Origin of the sequence: Olsenella profusa F0195, from assembly GCF_000468755.1 — a bacterium.
Lineage (GTDB): Bacteria > Actinomycetota > Coriobacteriia > Coriobacteriales > Atopobiaceae > Olsenella_F > Olsenella_F profusa.
In genome coordinates this window covers 18,113-37,926 of the sequence record NZ_AWEZ01000045.1, presented here as the reverse complement: position 1 = coordinate 37,926, position 19,814 = coordinate 18,113, and the positions used below count along the sequence as shown (strand labels likewise).

The window sequence follows — 19,814 nt, the reverse complement described above, 5'->3', positions numbered from 1 at the left end:
GTTTCTTGGCGCAGGCACCGGCCGCCAGGCCCACGACCGCCTATGCGAGCGTCCCTCCCGACATGCGCAGGATGCGGGCGCACTTCGCCGCCATGCCCATGTCATGGGTCACCACCACGAGCGTCTTGCCCGTGTCGCGGGTGGCCGAGACGAGCGCCTCCATGACGGTGGTTGCCATCCGCGCGTCCAGGGAGCCCGTCGGCTCGTCGGCCAGGATGAGGCCTCCCGGCTTCAGCATGGCCCGGGCGATCGCCACACGCTGCTTCTCCCCGCCAGAGAGCTCGCTCACCATGGAGTCCAGCTTGTCGCCGACGGAGAACCTCTCCAACATCTTCTGGATGAGGGACAGCTTCCTGCCCTTGTCCAGCTTGGTGTAGTACAGGGAGAGCATGAGGTTGTCGCGCACCGCCCTCGAGTCGATGAGCGCGAAGGACTGAAAGAGGTAGTTGATCTCGTTGCGACGCAGGAGCATCGCCTGCCTGGTGTTGATTCCAGGATACCTCGTGCCCGCGAGGCGGATCTCGCCCGAGTCGGGGGTGTCGAGCAGCCCCAGCATGTTGAGCAGGGTGGTCTTGCCGCAGCCCGAGGGCCCGGTGATGGCGACCGTGTCCCCCTTTTGTACGGCCAGGTCGAGGCCCGAGAGGATCCTGTGCTGTCCGAAGGACTTGGAGAGGGACTCTACCTGGATGTACGGATGCATCACTGCTCCTTTGAGACGGTTTCCAGCACGACGGCCGTGGTCCTCTGGCGTGACGTGAGGACGATGACGAGGTTCGAGACGAGCAGCAGGGCGCCACCCACGAGCAGGCCTGCCTTGCACCGGAGTAGTGCGCAGATGGTAACACCCACCATAGTCGATATGGTCACGAACAGGATCTCCCGGCGGTACAGCTCCCAGGTGCCAAACCCCAGGACGTACTTCACGGAGATCTCCCGGGCGCTCACCCGGTTGACGACGTCGATGATGCACGCGACCATGACGGCGACGGTGGCAACCAGAAGGACAAGGACGATGGAGAAGAGGGCGAAGAGGTCCCTGAGGCTCTTCTGTATGCCGTCGATGTAGTTCTCCACGGTGACAAAGCGGGCGTTGAGGGACCCTTCGAGGGACGCCTCGCCGTCATCGCCAAGCAGCATGGATGCAGCCTGCTCGTCCAGCTTCACGTACCCGTTCTCCAGGCCCGAGGCGACGAGGCTCTCCGACTCGAAGGGCACCATGTTCTCCGCCGTCACGACCGCTATGACAAAGTTTCCTGCCGTGACCGGCCGTCCCGAGTCCGTGCTCCACGTGAAGAGCTCCTTGCTTCCGTCATAGGGGACAAACTCGTACGTGGGGCTCTTCATGAAGGTCGTGACGATGTTGGAGTCGACCGGCTCACTGGAGGCAACGAGGAGCCTCTGCATTGCCTCGGCCTCGGAGGCGTCCAGGGACTCTGGCAGAAGGTAGACGCGCACGCCCTGCTCGGCCCTCTCGATGACGTCGCCCGGGAGGCCTATGCCGACCTTCCTCAGGTAGGAGGGGGATGCCGCAAGGTACCAGAACGGCTCTGGCTTGGAGTCGGAGCTCCCCCCCGTGTATGCGTCGATGGTCGCCTCCTCATAGCGGCTGACGTTCGCCAGATAGACGCCCTCGTCATGCTCGTGCTTGGCGTACCATGCATACAGGTCCTCGGAGTAGTCCATCGGGTTGCCCGTTAAGGGAGACCCGTTCAGCTCGAAGTCCCTCACCACGTACCAGTCCTCGTATTCGCTCCATGTGGTGCGCGTGCGCGCCAGGTTGGCGTACATGGCGAGGGGCTGGTCGATGTACAGGCAACCCCCAAAGATCGCGACCATGCACAGAAGGTAGACCGCCATGGCCAGCGCGTAGAACCCACGGCGCGAGTAGCGACCGCAGATGGCCTCGACCGGACGTGCGGTAAAGAGGGGGACGATGGAGATGACGGCGGTGACAAGCACCGCGACCACCGCCGGCAGCACGGATGCGAGGGCAAACCCCACAACGGCGGGGCGCAGGGCAAAGCCCTCGAGGATGGCGAGCGTCCCCAGCGCCCCTATGGGTAAGACGACGGGGAGCTGCCGTGCCTGGGCACCGAGCAGCTCACAGGCGAAGTCCCCCCTGCTCCAGCCCAGCATGAGGTGTACCCCCAGCGTCTTGAGCTCCAGCAGCGAGTGGGTCACCATGAGCAGGCAGAGCACGATGGCAAGCAGGATGAAGGCCCCAGCGCAGAACCAGTAGAGGAGTCCTAGCTCCGTGGTCGAACCCGACATCCTCGTGGTGAGGGTCTCCGCACTCACCCCTATGGTCGACGACAGGTCGTCAACCAACGCCTGGGACTCGCTGTCGCTCAGGCCGACAAACGTGCAGGTGCTCCCGAGGTTTGCCCCCGAGTCCAGCCTGTCTATGCGAAAGTACAGCCCGGATCTGATGCTGGGAAGGCTCGCCACCCGCGAGAGGGCATCGTTCCCATAGCCCGCATAGCCATCAGGCCCTGCGTCGATCACGGCTCTCAACAGGGAATCGTCTATCACCGTGGTGTCGAGGAGGGTCAGGGGGTCGAGGGAGGCGTTGCCTGTGCCCGGCGTGGCCAGCACGCTGAAGGTGTAGAGGGTGGCACCCGATTGCAGGGACTCCTTGTCCCGGCTCACTGCGATGAAGCCCCTCTCGCCGGAGAGCTCTTGGAGCGTTGAGACGAGCGCATCCTTCTGGTCGTCGGTCAGCTGTGTAGTGTATATGCTTGGTTGGTCTGACAGCCACGACTCGGCCGATCGTGCGGCCAAACCCTCCAGGATGCCCTTTGCGCAGATGAGGGATGTGATGCCAAGGAAGGCTATGACGACGAGGCTGATCGCAGAACGGATCTTCTTCATGGGGCACCGCCATTGAGGAGTTGCCTTACGTGACATGAGGGAGTGTTGCCTGGTACTTCGCGAGGCTCCTATCCCCTGCAGTTCCAGTATGGTTGGAGGGTACTCGCACCTATAAAGCCCCACGCCTGCGACAGGACTCCCGGTTTCTTCCAACCGGACACATACCCGTTGCAGGAGGAGCAGTGCTCGTAGGTCTGGGAGTTGCAATCAGAGAATCCATACACTCCCGCGTTACGCCTATAGTTCCAAAACACTGCACGACCCTTGTAGTACACGGTCCTCGCTAGGGCAGCGGTCGGTCCGCCGAAACACAGGGCGCAGCAGAGCAGAGCTCATATGACAGACTTCTTGCCTTTCATGGCTGTCTCCGTTCTCGAGCAATGGCGGTGCCTGGGAAAAAGGTATGCATTTGAGAAGGCCAGCAGAGACCTTATCAGAGGATAGTAGATAAATGGAACTTAATTATCCGTAAGCGGTACCTTATCTGTAAGCGATAGAACATATAAATAACCATAATGAAAAGTAATAACTGAACATCCCCCAGTCAGTTGCCAGGTAGCACCCACAGCATCACAGGTGGCCCCCGCCCAAGGGCGGAGGCCACGAGAGGTGCACGTCTGCCGGGATGCCCCTAGGCCAAATACTCCGACTGCTGGGCCTTCTTGGCCGAACGGATGAGGAACTCCTGGTTGTCGTTGGTCTTCTTGAGGCCGCTGATCAGGGCCGTCGCCGCACGCTCGGTGTTGCTCATGTTGGCCAGGATGCGGCGGATGCCCCAGACGAACGGCTGCAGCTCGGGATCGATGAGCAGCTCCTCGTTGCGCGTGCCCGAGGCGACCGGGTCTATGGCCGGGAAGATGCGACGGTCGGCGAGGTCGCGGTCAAGCTTGAGCTCCATGTTGCCGGTGCCCTTGAACTCCTCGAAGATGACCTCGTCCATCTTGGAGCCCGTGTCCACGAGGGCGGAGGCAAGGATGGTGAGCGAGCCGCCGCCCTCGATGTTGCGTGCGGCACCCAGGAACTTCTTGGGCGGGTAGAGTGCCGCGGAGTCAACGCCACCCGACAGGATGCGGCCCGAGGGAGGCTGGGCCAGGTTGTAGGCACGAGCGAGCCGCGTGATGGAGTCCAGCACCACCACGACGTCCTCCCCCATCTCCACCAGGCGCTTGGCGTGCTCGATGACGAGCTCCGAGACGGCCGTGTGGTTGGACGCCGGCATGTCGAACGTGGATGCGACGACCTCGCCCTTGATGGAGCGCTCCATGTCGGTGACCTCCTCGGGGCGCTCGTCCACGAGCAGGCAGAAGAGGTGCACCTCGGGGTTGTTCACGGCAATGGACTGGCAGATGTGCTTGAGCACCGTGGTCTTGCCCGCCTTGGGCGGCGAGACGATGAGGCCGCGCTGGCCCTTGCCGATGGGGGCCACCAGGTCGATGGCACGACCGGTGATGGAGTCCCTGCCATGCTCCATGACGAGACGCTCGTTGGGGAAGATCGGCGTGAGGTCGCGGAAGCGGGGACGGCCCTTGCCCTCCTCGGGATCACGGCCGTTGACGGCCCCCACCTTGTGCAGAGGAGGGTACTTGCTGTTGTTGCGCGCGGGCGCGATGCTGCCCGAGACGCAGTCCCCCGCACGCAGCCCATACTGGCGGATGAGCTGCTGGTGCACGAAGGCGTCGCTCTCGCCCTTCATGTAGTTGCCCGTGCGGAGGAAGCCGTACCCCTCGCTCTGGAGCTCCAGGACGCCCTCCACCCGGCGGAAGCCCTCCGCACGCGCGGCGGCCACATAGATGGCCTCCACGAGGGCGGCCTTCTTGAGGCCGAGGTACTCGACCTCAAGCTCCGCCGCCTTGGAGCGCAGCTCGGCCACCCTCATGGCCTGCAGCTCCTCGCGCGAGAGGCTGGGCTCCACATTCTGCGCCGGGCCACCTCGACGGTTTCGCCGGTTGCGGCCACGCTGGCCGGGGCGGTCATCCCGGCGGAAGCCCTCATGATCGCGCCGGCTGCGCCGACCACGCGGCTGCGGCTCGGCGTGCTGCTCCTGGACGGGGGCGTTCCCCTCCCCCTCCTGTTGGGAGGACGCGTCCGCTGCGACATCCTGCGAGCCCTCCGTGTCCTCGGGGGCAGCCACGAGCTCGGGGAGGGGGTGTTTGCGTGGGCGACCCCGCCGCCTGGGAACGGGTGCCGCTGTGGCGTCGGAACCATCCAAGGTCATCGTCGGGGGCTCGCCGGGAACCGAGGAGGCCTGAGTGGACTCCTGTGTCGTCTTGGTCATGGCCTCGATGTCAGGCGTTGCCTGCTGCGATTGCTCCTCGCCAGGCCGCTTCTTGCGGGGCCTGCCCCGACGCCGCTTGACGGGCGCCTCCTCGCCTGCCGCAGGCGCCTGATCGCCCTCCGTCACCTCGGGTGTGGGGGTCTCCTCCACCGGCTTCTTGCGCGGGCGGCCGCGCCGACGCTTGACGGGCGCCTCCTCTGTGGCGACTGCTTCCTGCGGTTGGGTCTCTGTCTCTTCTGCCATGTACTTCTTCCCTACGTTGTGTTGGACGTGGGCATGCGCTCAAGGGGACATGCATGCCTGCCTGCACCGTCTGCGCGCACGGGGCCCTTGTGCGGCAGTATGACGCCAAGCCCGCCTATCTGCTTAGACCTGAGTTTGGAAGTGAAGCTGCAACGGACGAATCGCCGTTCATACGTTCATATGCAGTATAGCAAGCCTTGCCGCAAGCGCAAGCATCGTTGAGAAGTCGCCCCCTGCAAGCCGCGAAATGAACCCACCTTCCACAGGTGGGTGCCCTTGTCGCCGGTTCCAGCTTCCTCAACATCGGAGGATGCCTGTACTAGAGAACGACATGCGGGCTCCCTCAAAACGCTTGTCGGTTCACCCAGTTGTAGCCGCAGGGGGACGACACCTTCACTATATGAGCTTACCGTTGGCTATACCAGTCTTGACCTCGAAAGAGATTTGGAAAAGAATTGAAGGGATAGCTGCATGCGCATGGTTTTCCGCGCTGGGCGACAATAACGCGAAGGCAGGGTGTAATTCATCGAATGAGCAGCGCATGGGCCATTCATCTCTACCTGTTCCTCGCCGCACTTCTCACCGCCGTTGCCACCACGCCCCTCGCACGGCGCATCGCCTGGCATATGGGGGCCGTCGATCGACCCAGCGCCCGACGCATCAACAAGACGACCGTCCCGCGCATGGGCGGCATCGCGGTCTTCCTGGGGCTGCTCGTCGCACTCATCGTCCAGTACCTAGGGACGGTCTACCTGGAGTGGCCCACGGTGTTCACGCCGGCACCCCACTTCAACGGCATGAACTACATGGCCATCGCGCTGAGCTTCCTCGTGATCTTCCTCACCGGTGCCATCGATGACGTGCTGACCCTCAGACCCTGGCAGAAGCTCCTGGGGCAGGTGGCGGCGGCGGCCGTGGCCGTGGCTGGGGGACTCGTCATCGGCGTGGTCATCAACCCGCTCACCGGAGGGGATATCGTACTCGGGTGGCTCGCCTACCCCATCACCATCGTCTACCTGGTTGCCTACACCAACATCATCAACCTCATCGACGGTCTGGACGGCCTGGCCTCAGGCATATCCGCCATCGCCGCCCTCACGATGTTCCTGCTGTCCGTGATGGGGGGGCACCTGGACGCCGCCGCGCTCTCCATCGCCCTCGCTGGTGCCACGTTGGGCTTCCTCTTCTACAACTTCAACCCGGCGTCCATCTTCCTGGGGGATTCGGGGTCGCTGCTCCTGGGCTTTGCCTTGGCCACGGTCTCCCTGCTCTCCGTGACGCGCGTGGCAGGCCTCACCACCATCATCGTGCCGCTCGTGATAGCCGCCGTCCCCATCCTCGACACGTTCTCCGCCATCGTGCGCCGCAGCCGTGCCCATGTGAGCATCGGCCAGGCGGATCGCGGCCACATCCATCACCGCCTCATAGACGAGGGCTTCAACCAGCGGGAGGCCGTGCTCATGGTCTATGCCTGGACGGGCCTGCTCTGCCTGGGCACCTTTGTGATGACCCAGGTGACAGTCAAGCCCCGCATCGCCATCTTCGTCGCCCTGTTCGTCATCTCCGCCATCGTCGCCATGAAGCTCCACCTCTTCAGCCCCGTGCTGCTGCACCATCGCGACCCCAAGACCGGGGACGACGAGCTCATAGGCCCCGGAGATCCCGCGTTCAGGGAGCAGAAGGAGAGGTTTGACGAGGGGCATCACCTTGGGGAGTGACGCAGGCGGCGTGCCGCGCACCCATCCCCCTCGTCCGCAGCCTCGACAGAGGCGTCTCACGACCCCTTGGGAGCGATTCGGCCCCAAGTGCGTGCTGGTCCCTGCCAATCCGCGGGGAATTGGGGGCGCAATCGGCCCGCCACGCGCCGTGCGCCCGTCCTTGAGCACGTCGAGTGAGGAAGCCGGCGGCGAATAGGCCCCCCGCGGCCACGGAGACGAGAGGGGCAGCGCGCACTTGGGGCCGAATCGCTCCCGTGACCGCGGAATGGGTGCATCAGCCCCGCCGTGCAGGAGCGCGACACAGGGCTGAGGACCCCGAAAAAGCACCGCCCCACGGGGCGGTGCAGACGGGGCACGCTGTGCGTGAGCCTACTCGGCGTCGAGGGCCTTCCTGGCAATCTCGGCGAGATCGGCAAACGCGGGGTCGCCCTCGAAGGCGAGCTGGGCAAGCACCTTGCGATCGAGCTCGACGCCGGCAAGCCTCAGACCGTGCATGAACGTGCTATAGGACAGGCCGTTGATGCGGGCGGCGGCGTTGATGCGCTGAATCCACAGGCCGCGGATGTCGCGCTTCTTGTTGCGACGGTCGCGGTAGGCATACTGACCGGAGTGCTGGGACTGCTCCTTCATGCCCCGGAAGGTGCGGGAGGAGGTGCCGTAGTATCCCTTGGTGCGCTGGACCAGGGTCTGACGCTTCTTACGACCGGCAACTGCGCGCTTGACACGTGCCATAGCTAATCAACTCCTTGATACTCAGGTGGAATGACGCGTGAGCGTCTAGTTCTTGCTGCCCATGCGCTGGGAGACCACGGCGGCGTCACCAGGGGTGAGCTCGGTCTCCTTGCGGAAGCCGCGGATGCGCTTCTGGGACTTCTTGGTGAGGATGTGGCTCTTGAACGCCTTGGCACGCAAGATCTTGCCAGTGCCGGTACGGCGGAAGCGCTTTGCCGAACCCTTGTGCGTCTTCATCTTGGGCATGCTAGTTCTCCTTCTCGTTCTCTGCGTCGTCCTCGGTGGCCTTCTGGTCGAAGGCACCCTTGATGGGGGCGACGAGCATGTGCATGTTGCGGCCTTCCATCTTGGGCTGCGACTCGACGGTGGCATAGGGTGCCAGGTCGTCCGCCAGCCTGTCGAGCACCATCCTGCCCTGCTCGGGATGGACCATCTCGCGGCCACGGAACATGATGGTGATCTTGACACGTGCACCCCTTTTGAGGAAGCGCATGACATGGTTCCTCTTGGTGGTGTAGTCGCCCACATCGATCTTGGGACGAAACTTCATCTCCTTGACCTCGACGCGCACCTGCCTCTTGCGCGCGGCCTTGGCCTTGCGATCCTGCTCGTACTTGTACTTGCGGTAGTCCATGACCTTGCACACGGGTGGATCTGCGTTAGGGGCAATCTCGACGAGGTCGAGGTTCTGGTCGTCCGCCACGCGCTGGGCGTCATTGATGCCAAAGAGCCCCAGCTGGGAGCCATCGACACCGATGAGACGGCAGGTCCTGGCGGTGATCTCGCCATTGATGCGAGGTCCATCGTTCTTGGCTATCGTCTACACCTTCCCTTCCATGTGGCCGCAGACGACTGCCCTTGGCCATAGAAAACTCCTGGTGCACCAGCAGGCATCCAGGAGACGGCATCCGCATGGAGCGGAGAGCACACGTTGTCTGACCAGACAGCTGCCGAGGCGCCGTATAGGTGGGGACATACGCTCTGCCCCGCTTTGTGGAACAGGGCGTATGGTACGCTTTTGCGCTCGGGGGTGCAACCGGAGTCGGACATACCTCACGGCGCCGTTGCCATGTCGGCAAAAGCCCCACAACTCACGAGCGAGAAAGACGGCCGGGGGATGCCCGGCCGCCATCGCCTTCCCTGGTGCCCGGAGTGGGGGTCGAACCCACACGCTGGTTTTCCAACTGCGGATTTTGAGTCCGCCGCGTCTGCCAATTCCGCCATCCGGGCGCGGAACGTATGCACTATAGCAAAAGTCACCTACTGGAAGTAGGGGTTATGTTCCAGCTCGTCCCCCATGGTCGTCATCTCACCATGACCACAGAAGAGGCTGGTGCGCGGGTCGATCTCACGCTTGATGCGCGCAAGCGACGCGCGCAGGGCCGCTGGGTCTCCCCCGGTCAGGTCCGTGCGCCCACAGGAACCACGGAAGACCGTGTCGCCCATAAAGGCGATGCCCGCGGCCGTGCCCTGACCGATCAGGCACACGCAGCCCGGCGTGTGGCCCGGCGTCTCCATCACGCGAAAGGACGCCGTCCCCACCGTGATGACGTCACCCTCGGCATAGGTCTGGTCGGGACTGGGTGCGTTGTCGTCGTAGGCGCGACCCGTCTCACCCGGCTCGCCCGCATGGCGGGCGCGTTCGGCATCGGCAGGATGGATCACGTAGGTGCCGCCGACCGCCTCCCTGAGCTTCCTGACCCCACCCACATGGTCGCCATGACCATGGGTGGCCGCGATGTACCTGACCCTCACGCCCTCAGGCAGGTGCTCCGCGATGGAGGCGCCTGAGTTGCCGGGGTCCACCACCAGGCACTCGCCCTGGGAGGTGTAGGCGTAGCAGTTGGTCTCGAGCGGCCCCACGACGTACAGCGCGATCTGGTCCCGGTCGTCATCCGTGTCGTGGTCGCGGCGCCCCCCGTCGTGGGAGTCCGCAGGGGTCATGCCCCTTGAGGTGGTGGTTTGGCGTTTGGTCGTATCGTCGGCCATGTTAGTCCCTCCTTCTCTTCATCTGGTTGGCACCCTCCCCTGGCATGATGCGGCGGGCATCGAATACGGAGGGCACGCGGCTCACGACCGTAAGCAGGCCATTGAGCAGCGACGCGTCCGAGATGGCCACGAGAAAGCGCAGGCGTGCGACCCCCTGCGAGGTGGTCTGGGTCGCCGCGGAGAGGATGTTGCCGCCCGCATCGCCCACGGCGATGATGACATCCTTGAGCAGCCCCATCCTGTCCGTGGCCTCGACGACGATCTCCACCTGGAACTCCGTGGCACCCGACGCGTCCCACTCCACGTCCACCATGCGCTCGGGATGCGTCCGCCTGAGCCCGATGGCATTGGGACAGCTCGCACGATGCACCGAGACGCCGCGGCCGCGCGTGATGAACCCAACGATATCATCACCTGCGACGGGATTGCAGCAGTGAGCCAGATGCACCAACACATCGGGATCGCCCATGGCGACGACGCCACAGCTGCTGCGACGGCGTCGGTCGGACGCACGGCGCGCCTGGACGTGCGCGAGCGGCATGTCCTCGCTGATGGCACGCTCCTTGGCCTGTGCCTCGGCCACCTGGCGCTCGCGCTGTGCCTGTTGCTCGGGAGAGCCCTCCTCGAGCACGGCGACCACCTTGTTGCAGGCTGACCTGACGGACGTCTTGCCCGAGCCGATGCTGGCAAGCAGATCATCCACTTGATGGAAGTCCATCTCGCCCGCCACGCGCGCGAGCGCCTTGGTCGTGCGCACGGTGGAGATGCCATAGCCATGCTTGCGCAGCTCGTGCGCCAGGTCGCTGCGGCCCTGCTCGGCGTCGTCGGTCTTGGAGAGCATGGCGAAGTACTTGCGTATCTTGGCCTTGGCCGAGGGGGTTGCCACCAGGCTGAGCCAGTCATGGCTGGGCTTGGAGTTCTTGTTGGTGAGGATCTCCACGCGATCGCCACTCTCGAGATGATACGAGAGCGGCACCACCGACCCGTTGACCTTGGCGCCCACACAGTGGTTGCCCACCTCGGTGTGCACGGCATAGGCAAAGTCGAGCGGCGTGGAGTCGCGACGCAGGCTCATGACCTCGCCCTTGGGGGTGAACACGAAGATCTCGCCCTCGAAGAGGTCCACGCGCAGGTTGTGGAGGAACTCATGGGCGTCCTCCATGCTGTCGTCGTCCACGGTCCAGTCGAGGCTGCGACGAATCCAGTTGATCTGGGAGTCCACGCTCCTGTCGTCCGCGCTCATGCGGCCCTCGGAGTTGCCCGAGCGCTTGTAGAGCCAGTGGGCGGCAATGCCGTACTCCGCCTGGCCGTGCATCTCATAGGTGCGAATCTGTATCTCGATGGGACGTGTGTCGAGCCCAATGACCGTGGTGTGCAACGACTGGTAGCCATTGGGCTTGGGCATGGCGATGTAGTCCTTGAAGCGCCCGGGCAAGGGGTGCCAGAGCGTGTGGACGGCCCCAAGGGCGGAGTAGCAGTCACCCACGGTACGGGTGATCACGCGCAGGGCGATGAGGTCGTGGATGTCCGAGAACTCCTTGCCCTTGCGGTGCATCTTCTGATGGATGGACCACAGGTGCTTGGGGCGGCCCGTGATCTGATAGCTCGAAAGCCCCACGGAGCGCAGCTCGCCATCGAGCGTCTTGATGGCGAGCGCGGTGGCCTCCTCGCGCTGGGCGCGAGAGTCCTGTACCATGCGGGCGACGCGCTCGTACTCGTCCGGCTCGAGGTAGAAGAAGGCCAGGTCCTCGAGCTCCCACTTGATGGAGCTGATGCCCAGACGGTCAGCGAGCGGGGCATAGACGTCCATGGTCTCGCGTGCCTTGAACGTGCGCCGGTCGGCGGGAAGCGCCGCGAGCGTGCGCATGTTGTGCAGGCGGTCGGCCAGCTTGATGATGACCACACGGATGTCCTTGGACATGGCCAGAAACATCTTGCGCAGGTTGAGGGCCTGCTTCTCGTCCATGGAGGAGACCTGGATGGACGTGAGCTTTGTCACGCCGTCCACAAGCTCCATGACGGTGGGACCAAAGAGTCCCTCGAGGTCTCCCAAGGTGGCCGGGGTGTCCTCGACGGTATCGTGAAGCAGCGCCGCACAGATGGGCTCCTCATCCATGTGCAGATCCTGTGCGAGAATGAGCGCCACCTCGACGGGATGGTTTATGTAGGGCTCACCCGAACGCCTGCGTTGGGTGGCATGAAAGCGCACGGCGAAGTCATAGGCAAGGCACACCTGCCTCAGGGCATCGTCATCAAGGTAGGAGCGACACGTCTCCTTGAGGACGCGCCAGTTGTCCGCCTGGGGTGGCGCAAGGCGGGCGCTGTCCGTCCCCCCTGTCATCGTAGTGCCCATCGTGTCATCTACCTCGCACATTTCACTGCGCCCGGGGCCCACCGTGGCCCGCGGGCTAGAGCCGCTGCCCAAAGCTCGGCATGATCGGGCGTGTGATGCGGCGCTCAAGTTCCTCCTGATTACAGGAGAGTACCCAATTTTTGAATGACTCGAACTCGTCATAGGCGGCAAGCCCCGAGAGATAGCGACTCGAATGCTCCAGGCAGGAGCGCCTGGGATGGGGCTCGAGCGTCACCAGGCGACCGTCACCCTCGGGCCGCATCCTCACAAAGCCCAGCTCCTCGAAGATGGCAAGCGCAGATGCGGCCTCGTCAGCCTGCACCCGTAGGCCGGGACGCACCCGCGCCGCGGCCTCTCCCACCTGCTCGGGCGTCAGCACGGCGCCATCTCCCGCGCACAGCCCACGCAGCGCCACGAAGATGTCGCGCAGCAGGTCACGCTGGGGTGCCGCGGCCATGAGGATGGACTCATTGAGGGTCACGTCACGCTGGCAGAAGCACAGGTGGACGAGGGCATCCTCGCCATCCCTGCCGGCGCGGCCACTCATCTGGTTGAACTCGACCGCCCCAAAGGGCAGGTGATAGAGGACCACGTCGCGCACGTCGGGAAGGTTGACGCCTTCGCCAAACGCGCTTGTGGAGACGATGCAGGAGATCTCGCCCGAGCGGAAGGCGCGCTCGATGCGCCCACGCTGAGCCCGTTGCATGCCCGCATGGTAGAAGGCGATGTGGGGGGCAAGGTCGGGCACGCTCTTCCTGAGCGTACGGGCGAGCGTCGAGGCACCAGAGCGACTGTTGACGTAGACGATGGTCTTGTCCCCCGCGGCAACGACGCTGGCAACGGCGAGGTCGCGGTCGCGCACGTGACGCATGTCCCGCACGTGCAGGTTCTCGCGACTCGTGGCATCCACGATGACGCCATCCTCGGGAATGGAGAGGAGGCCCATGAGCTCACGGGCTGCCTCGTCATCCGCCGTGGCGCTGACGGCGAGCACGGTGGGGTCACCCAGCTGCGCAAGCACGGGTGAGAGCTGGGCGTAGGCATCGCGACCGTGCCGCTGTGCCGTGCCCCCGTGGTGCGCCTCGTCCACCACCACAAAGCCAACGCGGCCCGTACGGGCAAAGCGCCCGGCATGGATGGCCAGGAACTCGGGCGTCGTGAGCACGATGGAGCAGGTGCCACAGGACAGTTCGGCAAAGGCCCGGGAGCGCTCGCCGCCGGGCGTCTCGCCCGTGAGCACCCGCACGCCCACGCCAAACGGCGCGAGGCGACCCGCGAGGTGGAAGATCTGATCGGCCACGAGGGCGCGCAGGGGATAGACGAAGATGCTCGCGCGGCCATGGGCAAGCGCCTCGCGCGCGGCATGCAGCTGGAAGATGAGCGACTTGCCGCGCCCGGTCGCCATGACGCATAGGGTGTTCCCTCCCCGCTCGAGACGATCGAGGGCGGCGCGCTGCGCGGGCAGGAGCGGATGCCCGCCGATGAGGGCATGGCGCAGGCAATCCGTGAGCTCGCCTGTGCCCATGGAGGAAAGGCCCTCGGGAACGGCGAGGCGTGACGGCTCGGGCGCGGCGGGCTCGGCCGACGACGCATCAACCGTCGAGACGCCCTGCGGCACCGCACCGTCACGATAGAGGATGTCGTGCACCATGAGCTTGGGCTTGGTGTGGCCCTGCCAGGTCTCGCTGACCGGCTCGAACACGAGGTCGACCACCTCGTCGCATGCGACCGCACGGTTGATGTCGGGCGTGCGGAACATGATGCCCGGTACGCTCGACATGCCATCCGAGGCCAAAAAGCGCAGGTGATTGCCATTGGCACCCACCTTGGAGCGGTTGCGCATGAACACGCTGGGAGCACAGAAGAGCGGCTTCTTGTTGCCCTGGCCAAAGGGCTGCAGGACCTCTAGGGAGTCGATTCCCTCCACCGTCATCTCGTCCAGCGAGACGAGGCCGCACACCTCTCCCCGATCCTCGAAGTCCTCTGCGGGAACCTGGGCAAGCACTTGCCGAAGACGCTCGCGAAACGCATCGAGCCGGGTCACCTCACAGGTGACGCCCACGGCACCGGCGTGGCCGCCAAAGCGCACGAGCACGTCCGAGCACAGGTCAACGGCCTTGAAGAGGTCGACGGAGCCCACCGAGCGCCCCGATCCGCGCGCCACGCCACCCGTGACGGAGAAGACCAGCGACGGCACGTGGTAGCGACTGGCGAGCCTGCTGGCCACGATGCCCTTGACACCCTCGTGCCACCCCTCGCCGGCGACGACGATGGCGCGTTCTCCCTGGTAGGAGGTGTCAACCTTCCTGAAGGCCTCCTCTGCGAGGGACGCCTCGATGGCGCGGCGCTCGGTGTTGATGGCCTCGAGCCGACCCGCGAGCGTGGTGGCCTCGGCGGGATCGTTGGTGTAGAGCAGCTCGAAGGCCACGTTGGTCTCGCCCATGCGCCCCGCGGCATTGAGGCGCGGGATGAGCGAGAAGGGCAGGCTGTCAGCCGTGACCTGCGAGAGGTCAACACGCGCCGTGGCACAGAGCGCCATGATGCCCGGCCTGCCCGTGTTGCGGAGACGTTCGACGCCATCCATGACGAGGGCGCGATTCTCGCCCGTGAGCGACATCATGTCGGATATGGTCCCCAGGCAGGCGAGCTCGGTATAGGGGCGCCACACGGCGGGCCGTCCCCTCCTGCGCCCCAGCTCCTGGAGCAGCTTGAGCGCAACGCCGGCGCCGGCCAGCTCTCGCGAGGGACAGTCCCGCTCGATCTTGGGATCGGCCACGGGCACGCCCTCGGGCACGAGGTCCGCCGGCTCATGGTGGTCGGTGATGACGACATCGATGCCCTGGTCGCGCAGCCAGGCAACCTCCACCTTGGCGGCGATGCCATTGTCCACCGTGATGATGAGCTGGGGGGAGCAGTCACCCACCATGCGCGCGAGGGCAGGGCGCGAGAGCCCGTAGCCCTCGGTGAAGCGATCGGGAATGTAGGGATGCACGTCGGCCCCAAGCTCGGTGAGTCCCAGCGTGAGCAGGCTCGTGGCGCTCATGCCATCCACGTCGAAGTCGCCAAAGACCGCGATGGTCTCACCCGCGTCCACGGCCGCGTCCACGCGATCGGCCGCGGCGGACATCCCCGGGATGACGAGCGGGTCGAGCCAATCGCGCTCGAGGGAGGCGGAGAGGAACGCCGTCACCTCGGCCGGATCGCCCATGCCACGCGCGACGAGGGTGCGCGCCACGATGGGCGAAACGCCGCACGCGGACACGATGCGGCGCTCCGCCTCGGCGTCTGCGGAGAGGATCTCCCAACGCACGCTGTCCCTGATGCCAGGCACGCTAGACGCGCCCCTCGTCGCCGGCGGCGGGGGCGACCGCCGCCCGACCGTACTTGGCCTCGCGCTTGGCCCACTTGGGCTCATGCGTCTTCCAGATGGCAAGCAGGGGACTTGCGACGGCAAAGCTGGAGTACGTGCCCAGAAGCTCGCCCACGAGCATGGCGAAGGCGAAGTCCTTGAGCGTGGCCCCGCCCAGGGCCAGCATGGCAACGACCGGCACGATGGAGGTGAGCGTGGTGTTGATGGTACGGATGAACACCTCGTTGATGGAGTAGTTGGCGATCTGGTAGTACGTGCGGTGCGCGCCGTCATGCAGCTGCTTGGCGTTCTCGTTCATGCGATTGAACTCCACGACCGTGTCATAGAGCGAGTAGCCCATGATCGTGAGCAGCGCCGCCACCACGTTGGGCGTGATGGCAGTCTGCGTCCATGCGTACACCCCGAGGGTGATCAGCAGGTCGTGCAGGAGGGCGACGATGGCCGTCAGCGACATCTTCCACTCGTAGCGCAGCGAGACGTACGCGATGATGAGCACGATGGCCACACCAAACGCCATGGCCGAGGAGCGTGTGACATCGCTGCCCCAGTCGGGGCCGATGGTGGTCACGGTGTAGCTCTCGTTGGCAAGACCAAGGGCGGACGCGGCGGCGGAGGCATGGGCGTTGGCCGTGGCGGGATCCGTCACGTCGGAACGGACCAGGAAGCCGGCGGCAGCATCCGTGACGGTCGTCTGCACGGAGGGGTCGACCTCACCGGCGGCGAGGAGCGCATCCCTCATCTGGGAGATGGTGACGTCGCCAGTGTCATGGAAGTCTATCTCGGAGCCGCCCTTGAACTCGATGCCAAACACGAGACCCCGAAACGCAAGGCCGACGATGGCGAGAACGACGAGCACGGCGGAGAGGCACAGGAAGGTCCTGCGATGGGGCATGAAGCCAAGCTCCTTGGAAAAGTGGCTACGCATGGGCCACGCCCCCCTTCCGAGCCGCGCCCATGCGGGTGCGCTCAGCCTCCTGCAGATCCTGTGCGACGCCCCAGAAGCGAGGGTGGTGCTCGATCTGGCGACGGGCGAGCAGGCGCAGCACCGGCGCCTTGAAGCAGAACATGGTGATGACGTCGCACACGATGCCCAGGGCGAGCGTGAGGCCAAAGCCCTTGACGGAGCCAACGGCCACGAAGAAGAGGGCCAGGGCAGTGACCATGGTGACGGCATCGGCATCAAGCGAGGTCTGGATGCCATGCCTGGCACCCGAGACGGACGCCTGCCGCACCGAGCGGCCCATGCGGATCTCCTCGCGGAAGCGCTCGAGCACCAGGATCGAGGAGTCTGCCGCGGAGCCTGTGGTGAGCACGACGCCAGCCAAGCCCGGCAGGGTGAGCGCAAAGGCCCCAAAGTGCGAGAGCAGGGCCAGCAGACCCAGATAGAGCACGGCGAACACGCCAAGTGAGCCCATGGTGAGCAGGCCCAGGCCATGATAGAAGAGGAACAGGTACACGATGACGATCGCCACGCCGACGGCGATGGCAAAGATGCCCTGGTGCAGGGAGTCCTGGCCGAGCGTGGGCCCCACGACACGACTCTCGGAGTAGGTGAGCGTGACGGGCAGCGACCCCGAGTCAAGCACCGTCTTGAGCTGCTGGGCGTCATCGAGCGAGAAGTGGCCCGTAATGGACACTTGTCCATTGGTGATGGCCGACTGCACCACCGGCGCAGAGTCGATCACGCCATCGAGCACGATGGCGATGCGACCCCTTGTCGCCGCAAGCTCACTCGTGACGTCGGAGAACCTCTTGGTGCCCTCGTCATTCAGCGTGAGGTTGACGGAGTAGCCGCCGCCAGCCTTGGTGTTGTCCTGTGAGATGGTGACGTGCGATATGCATGACCCGTCCATGAAGGGGGTGTAGGTCCCCTCCTTGAGCTCGATGTCCTTCGAGTTGGGGCTGTCGAGGCGCGCAAGGGCGTCGGCATCGCCGATCTGATCCACGCGTACGAACTCGAGGTGACCGGTCTGGCCAAGGGTGTCGATGACCTCGTCGGCATTGGTCGCACCGGGAATCTGGATGAGGATGGAACTCGAGCCCTGCTGCTGCACCGAGGTCTCCGCCGCGCCCAGCGCGTTCACGCGGTTCTGGACGATGGAGGTGGCGGTGACCATGTCGCCCGACGAGGGCGTGCTGCCATCCGCGTTCTGCGCGCGCATGATGACGGACACGCCGCCCTGGATGTCGAGGCCCATGGTGATGCGCTCGCCCAGGGGCGTGAAGCCAAGGACGCATACGCCCAGCACCACGACGAGCACGACGAGCGTGGAGACGTACCTGCGGACCTGTGGGCTCATGCGCCTTGGACCCGAGCCATGATGGGCACCTCCGCCTGCGGCCTTGGCGCCGTCGTCCCCCATCTCCTTCCAGCGGTCGACACCGCTCTTGGCCTTCCTGCGACCCGATTCCCCTGCCATTGGACTCTCCCCGTAGGGGGCTTGCGCCCCACGTCATATGAACCTCGCTATGATACCTCAGTGGAACTTCAGGAGGCCATCAGACAACGGGTCACCACGCTGCGTGCACCAAGGGCCACGCGGCCCCTACCAGTCCTGCGCCGCAGGAAGGCCCTCCCATGTGCTCACGAATGCACCGTAGCGGCCCGAGATGATGGCCTCGCGGGCGCGGCGCATGAGGTCGAGCAGGTAGTACAGGTTGTGCAGCGAGAGCAGGATGGGGCCGAGCATCTCCCTCTGCCTCACGAGGTGGTGCAGGTAGGCCCTTGTGTAGCCGCCCATGCACACCGGGCAGGTGCAGGCGTCGTCAAGCGGGCCACGGTCGTGCGCGAAGCGCGCGTTCTTGAGGTTGAGCCTTCCCTCGCTCGAGAACGCCGTGCCCATGCGTGCCGTGCGCGTGGGCAGCACGCAGTCGAACATGTCGACGCCACACGCCACGCCATGGACGAGCGTCGTGGGGTTGCCCACACCCATGAGATAGCGTGGCTTGCCTTGGGGCATATGCTCGCTGACGAGCGGGGCGAGCGTCTCGAACATGGTCTGGTGGTCCTCCCCCACCGAGTAGCCACCGATGCCATAGCCCGGAAAGTTCCCGCACTCCTCGAGGTGCCTGAGCGAGCGCAGGCGCAGGTCCAGATGCATGCCGCCCTGCACGATGCCAAAGAGTGCCTGGTCGGTGCGGTCGTGCGATCTAAAGCAGCGCTCGGCCCACATGCCGGAGAGCTCCACGGCACGCTCCACGAGGGGACGCGGCGCAGGATAGCCAGGGCACTGGTCAAGCTGCATCACGATGTCCGCACCAAGCCTCTGGGCGATCTCCATGTTGTCCTCGGGAGTCCAGTGCACGTAGGAGCCATCGTAGTCCACGGTGCGAAACGTGACGCCGTCATCGGTGAGCTTGGTGAAGTCGCCGTGGCTGAACACCTGGAAGCCCCCGGAGTCCGTGAGGATGGGTCCATGCCACCGCATGAAGTCGTGCAGGCCGCCCATCTCGGCCACGAGGTCCGCGCCGGGACGCTGCGAGAGGTGATAGGCGTTGGCCAGGATGATCTTGGCACCAAGCTCGCCGAGCTGGCCGGGCAGGATGCCCTTGACCGTCGCCTTCGTGCCCACAGGCATGAAGATGGGCGTGGGAATGTCACCGTGCGGAGTGTGCAGCACCCCTGCACGCGCATGGGTGGCGGAATCCGTTGCCACCACGTCGAAGGTAAACCATCTATGCTCGCCCACGGCGCGCCCCCTCAGCCACATAAGAGAAGCCCGGCACCACGAGGGTGCCGGGCTCAGATGGTACTACCACGCGAGAGCTACTCGGAGAACAGCGCCTCGTCATTGTCCTTGAGGGCAAGGATCGCGTTGAGGGCATCCTGCTCGTCGGGGCCGTCGCACGCAATCTCGACCTTGGAGCCCGTGCCCAGACCGGCAGCCAGAATCATCATGATGGACTTGGCATTGACGGGAGCGGTGCCCTTGTTGAGATCCTTGATGGTGATGGCGCTCTTGTGCTCCTTGGCAACCTGCACGAACTGGGATGCGGGACGAGCGTGAAGACCAGTGGCGCTCACGATAGTGACCTGCTTGGAAACCATAGGAATCTCCTTCTTGTTGGGGGGACGCCACCGAATGTGGGCCCGTGCCGTTTGCCGTTGGATAAAGGGTACACCAAATGCCAATCGAATTCATGCATAAGAGACAGACAATCGAACAATGATTGCACAAGCAACGTTTTTTGGATGGTGAGAAGGTGCCATGCCTGGATTATCCGGGGGCGCACGCCCCGTCAGGTGGCACGTGCGGTAGACTC

Annotated in this window: 14 protein-coding genes and 1 tRNA gene; 1 reads left to right on the top strand and 14 read right to left on the bottom strand. The window is 64.8% G+C overall.

Translation table 11 applies throughout. The annotated features are described in order from the left end of the window. Positions 1-40: 40 nt before the first annotated feature. The 3 genes from HMPREF1316_RS05900 to rho form a co-directional block, all read right to left on the bottom strand. Positions 41-700, bottom strand: a complete 660-nt coding sequence (locus HMPREF1316_RS05900; protein WP_021726189.1) for an ABC transporter ATP-binding protein — start codon at positions 698-700, stop codon at positions 41-43. Beyond that, positions 700-2,871, bottom strand: coding sequence for a hypothetical protein (locus HMPREF1316_RS05895; protein ID WP_021726134.1), 2,172 nt, complete (start codon positions 2,869-2,871; stop codon positions 700-702). The genes HMPREF1316_RS05900 and HMPREF1316_RS05895 overlap by 1 nt, the downstream gene beginning before the upstream one ends. Positions 2,872-3,502: 631 nt before the next feature. Then, on the bottom strand, positions 3,503-5,389 hold the full coding sequence (gene rho / locus HMPREF1316_RS13705) for a transcription termination factor Rho (protein WP_021726017.1): 1,887 nt from the start codon (positions 5,387-5,389) through the stop codon (positions 3,503-3,505). 530 nt (positions 5,390-5,919) lie between these two features. Between rho and HMPREF1316_RS05885 the strand changes: the two genes are divergently transcribed. Next, positions 5,920-7,107 carry an MraY family glycosyltransferase gene (locus tag HMPREF1316_RS05885; protein ID WP_021726148.1) on the top strand — a complete coding sequence of 396 codons (1,188 nt, stop codon included), beginning with the start codon at positions 5,920-5,922 and terminating at the stop codon, positions 7,105-7,107. Positions 7,108-7,476: 369 nt separating this feature from the next. Here the strand turns inward: HMPREF1316_RS05885 and rplT are convergent, their stop codons facing one another. From rplT to HMPREF1316_RS05830, 11 genes are all read right to left on the bottom strand, one after another. Next, a complete protein-coding gene (rplT, locus tag HMPREF1316_RS05880; RefSeq protein ID WP_021726219.1) occupies positions 7,477-7,839 on the bottom strand; it encodes a 50S ribosomal protein L20 in 363 nt (120 codons plus the stop codon). 45 nt (positions 7,840-7,884) lie between these two features. Further along, complete coding sequence (gene rpmI, locus HMPREF1316_RS05875; RefSeq protein WP_021726044.1) at positions 7,885-8,085, bottom strand: 50S ribosomal protein L35; 201 nt, start codon at positions 8,083-8,085, stop codon at positions 7,885-7,887. 1 nt (position 8,086) lies between these two features. Further along, positions 8,087-8,656 (bottom strand): translation initiation factor IF-3, encoded by a 570-nt coding sequence (infC, locus tag HMPREF1316_RS05870; RefSeq protein ID WP_084620874.1) that lies wholly within the window; start codon positions 8,654-8,656, stop codon positions 8,087-8,089. Positions 8,657-8,980: 324 nt separating this feature from the next. Further along, a tRNA-Leu gene (locus HMPREF1316_RS05865) sits at positions 8,981-9,069 on the bottom strand. Positions 9,070-9,099: 30 nt separating this feature from the next. Continuing rightward, the gene (locus HMPREF1316_RS05860; RefSeq protein ID WP_021726188.1) at positions 9,100-9,828 is read right to left on the bottom strand and encodes an MBL fold metallo-hydrolase; all 729 of its coding nucleotides are present in this window, start codon (positions 9,826-9,828) and stop codon (positions 9,100-9,102) included. A 1-nt stretch (position 9,829) separates the two neighbouring features. Continuing rightward, complete coding sequence (locus tag HMPREF1316_RS05855; RefSeq protein WP_021726265.1) at positions 9,830-12,181, bottom strand: RelA/SpoT family protein; 2,352 nt, start codon at positions 12,179-12,181, stop codon at positions 9,830-9,832. A gap of 55 nt (positions 12,182-12,236) precedes the next feature. Further along, positions 12,237-15,512: a single-stranded-DNA-specific exonuclease RecJ gene (recJ, locus tag HMPREF1316_RS05850; protein ID WP_021726014.1), complete on the bottom strand. Its 3,276-nt coding sequence runs from the start codon at positions 15,510-15,512 to the stop codon at positions 12,237-12,239. Position 15,513: 1 nt separating this feature from the next. Beyond that, positions 15,514-16,476 carry a protein translocase subunit SecF gene (secF, locus tag HMPREF1316_RS05845; protein ID WP_021726105.1) on the bottom strand — a complete coding sequence of 321 codons (963 nt, stop codon included), beginning with the start codon at positions 16,474-16,476 and terminating at the stop codon, positions 15,514-15,516. Beyond that, on the bottom strand, positions 16,469-17,971 hold the full coding sequence (gene secD, locus HMPREF1316_RS05840; protein WP_021726248.1) for a protein translocase subunit SecD: 1,503 nt from the start codon (positions 17,969-17,971) through the stop codon (positions 16,469-16,471). Before secD ends, secF begins: the two co-directional genes overlap by 8 nt. 126 nt (positions 17,972-18,097) lie before the next feature. Continuing rightward, positions 18,098-19,240, bottom strand: a complete 1,143-nt coding sequence (tgt, locus tag HMPREF1316_RS05835) for a tRNA guanosine(34) transglycosylase Tgt (RefSeq protein WP_021726066.1) — start codon at positions 19,238-19,240, stop codon at positions 18,098-18,100. Between the two features lie 77 nt (positions 19,241-19,317). Continuing rightward, entirely contained in the window at positions 19,318-19,599 is a 282-nt protein-coding gene (locus HMPREF1316_RS05830) for an HPr family phosphocarrier protein (protein WP_021726094.1), read from the bottom strand. Between the last annotated feature and the right edge of the window lie 215 nt (positions 19,600-19,814).

What these genes read in the sequence shown, in the direction of transcription:
- HMPREF1316_RS05900 (WP_021726189.1), bottom strand. Translation starts at nt 700, where the DNA reads ATGCATCCGTACATCCAGGTAGAGTCCCTCTCCAAGTCCTTCGGACAG.
- HMPREF1316_RS05895 (WP_021726134.1), bottom strand. Translation starts at nt 2,871, where the DNA reads ATGAAGAAGATCCGTTCTGCGATCAGCCTCGTCGTCATAGCCTTCCTT.
- rho (WP_021726017.1), bottom strand. Translation starts at nt 5,389, where the DNA reads ATGGCAGAAGAGACAGAGACCCAACCGCAGGAAGCAGTCGCCACAGAG.
- HMPREF1316_RS05885 (WP_021726148.1), top strand. Translation starts at nt 5,920, where the DNA reads ATGAGCAGCGCATGGGCCATTCATCTCTACCTGTTCCTCGCCGCACTT.
- rplT (WP_021726219.1), bottom strand. Translation starts at nt 7,839, where the DNA reads ATGGCACGTGTCAAGCGCGCAGTTGCCGGTCGTAAGAAGCGTCAGACC.
- rpmI (WP_021726044.1), bottom strand. Translation starts at nt 8,085, where the DNA reads ATGCCCAAGATGAAGACGCACAAGGGTTCGGCAAAGCGCTTCCGCCGT.
- HMPREF1316_RS05860 (WP_021726188.1), bottom strand. Translation starts at nt 9,828, where the DNA reads ATGGCCGACGATACGACCAAACGCCAAACCACCACCTCAAGGGGCATG.
- HMPREF1316_RS05855 (WP_021726265.1), bottom strand. Translation starts at nt 12,181, where the DNA reads ATGGGCACTACGATGACAGGGGGGACGGACAGCGCCCGCCTTGCGCCA.
- secF (WP_021726105.1), bottom strand. Translation starts at nt 16,476, where the DNA reads ATGCGTAGCCACTTTTCCAAGGAGCTTGGCTTCATGCCCCATCGCAGG.
- secD (WP_021726248.1), bottom strand. Translation starts at nt 17,971, where the DNA reads ATGGCAGGGGAATCGGGTCGCAGGAAGGCCAAGAGCGGTGTCGACCGC.
- HMPREF1316_RS05830 (WP_021726094.1), bottom strand. Translation starts at nt 19,599, where the DNA reads ATGGTTTCCAAGCAGGTCACTATCGTGAGCGCCACTGGTCTTCACGCT.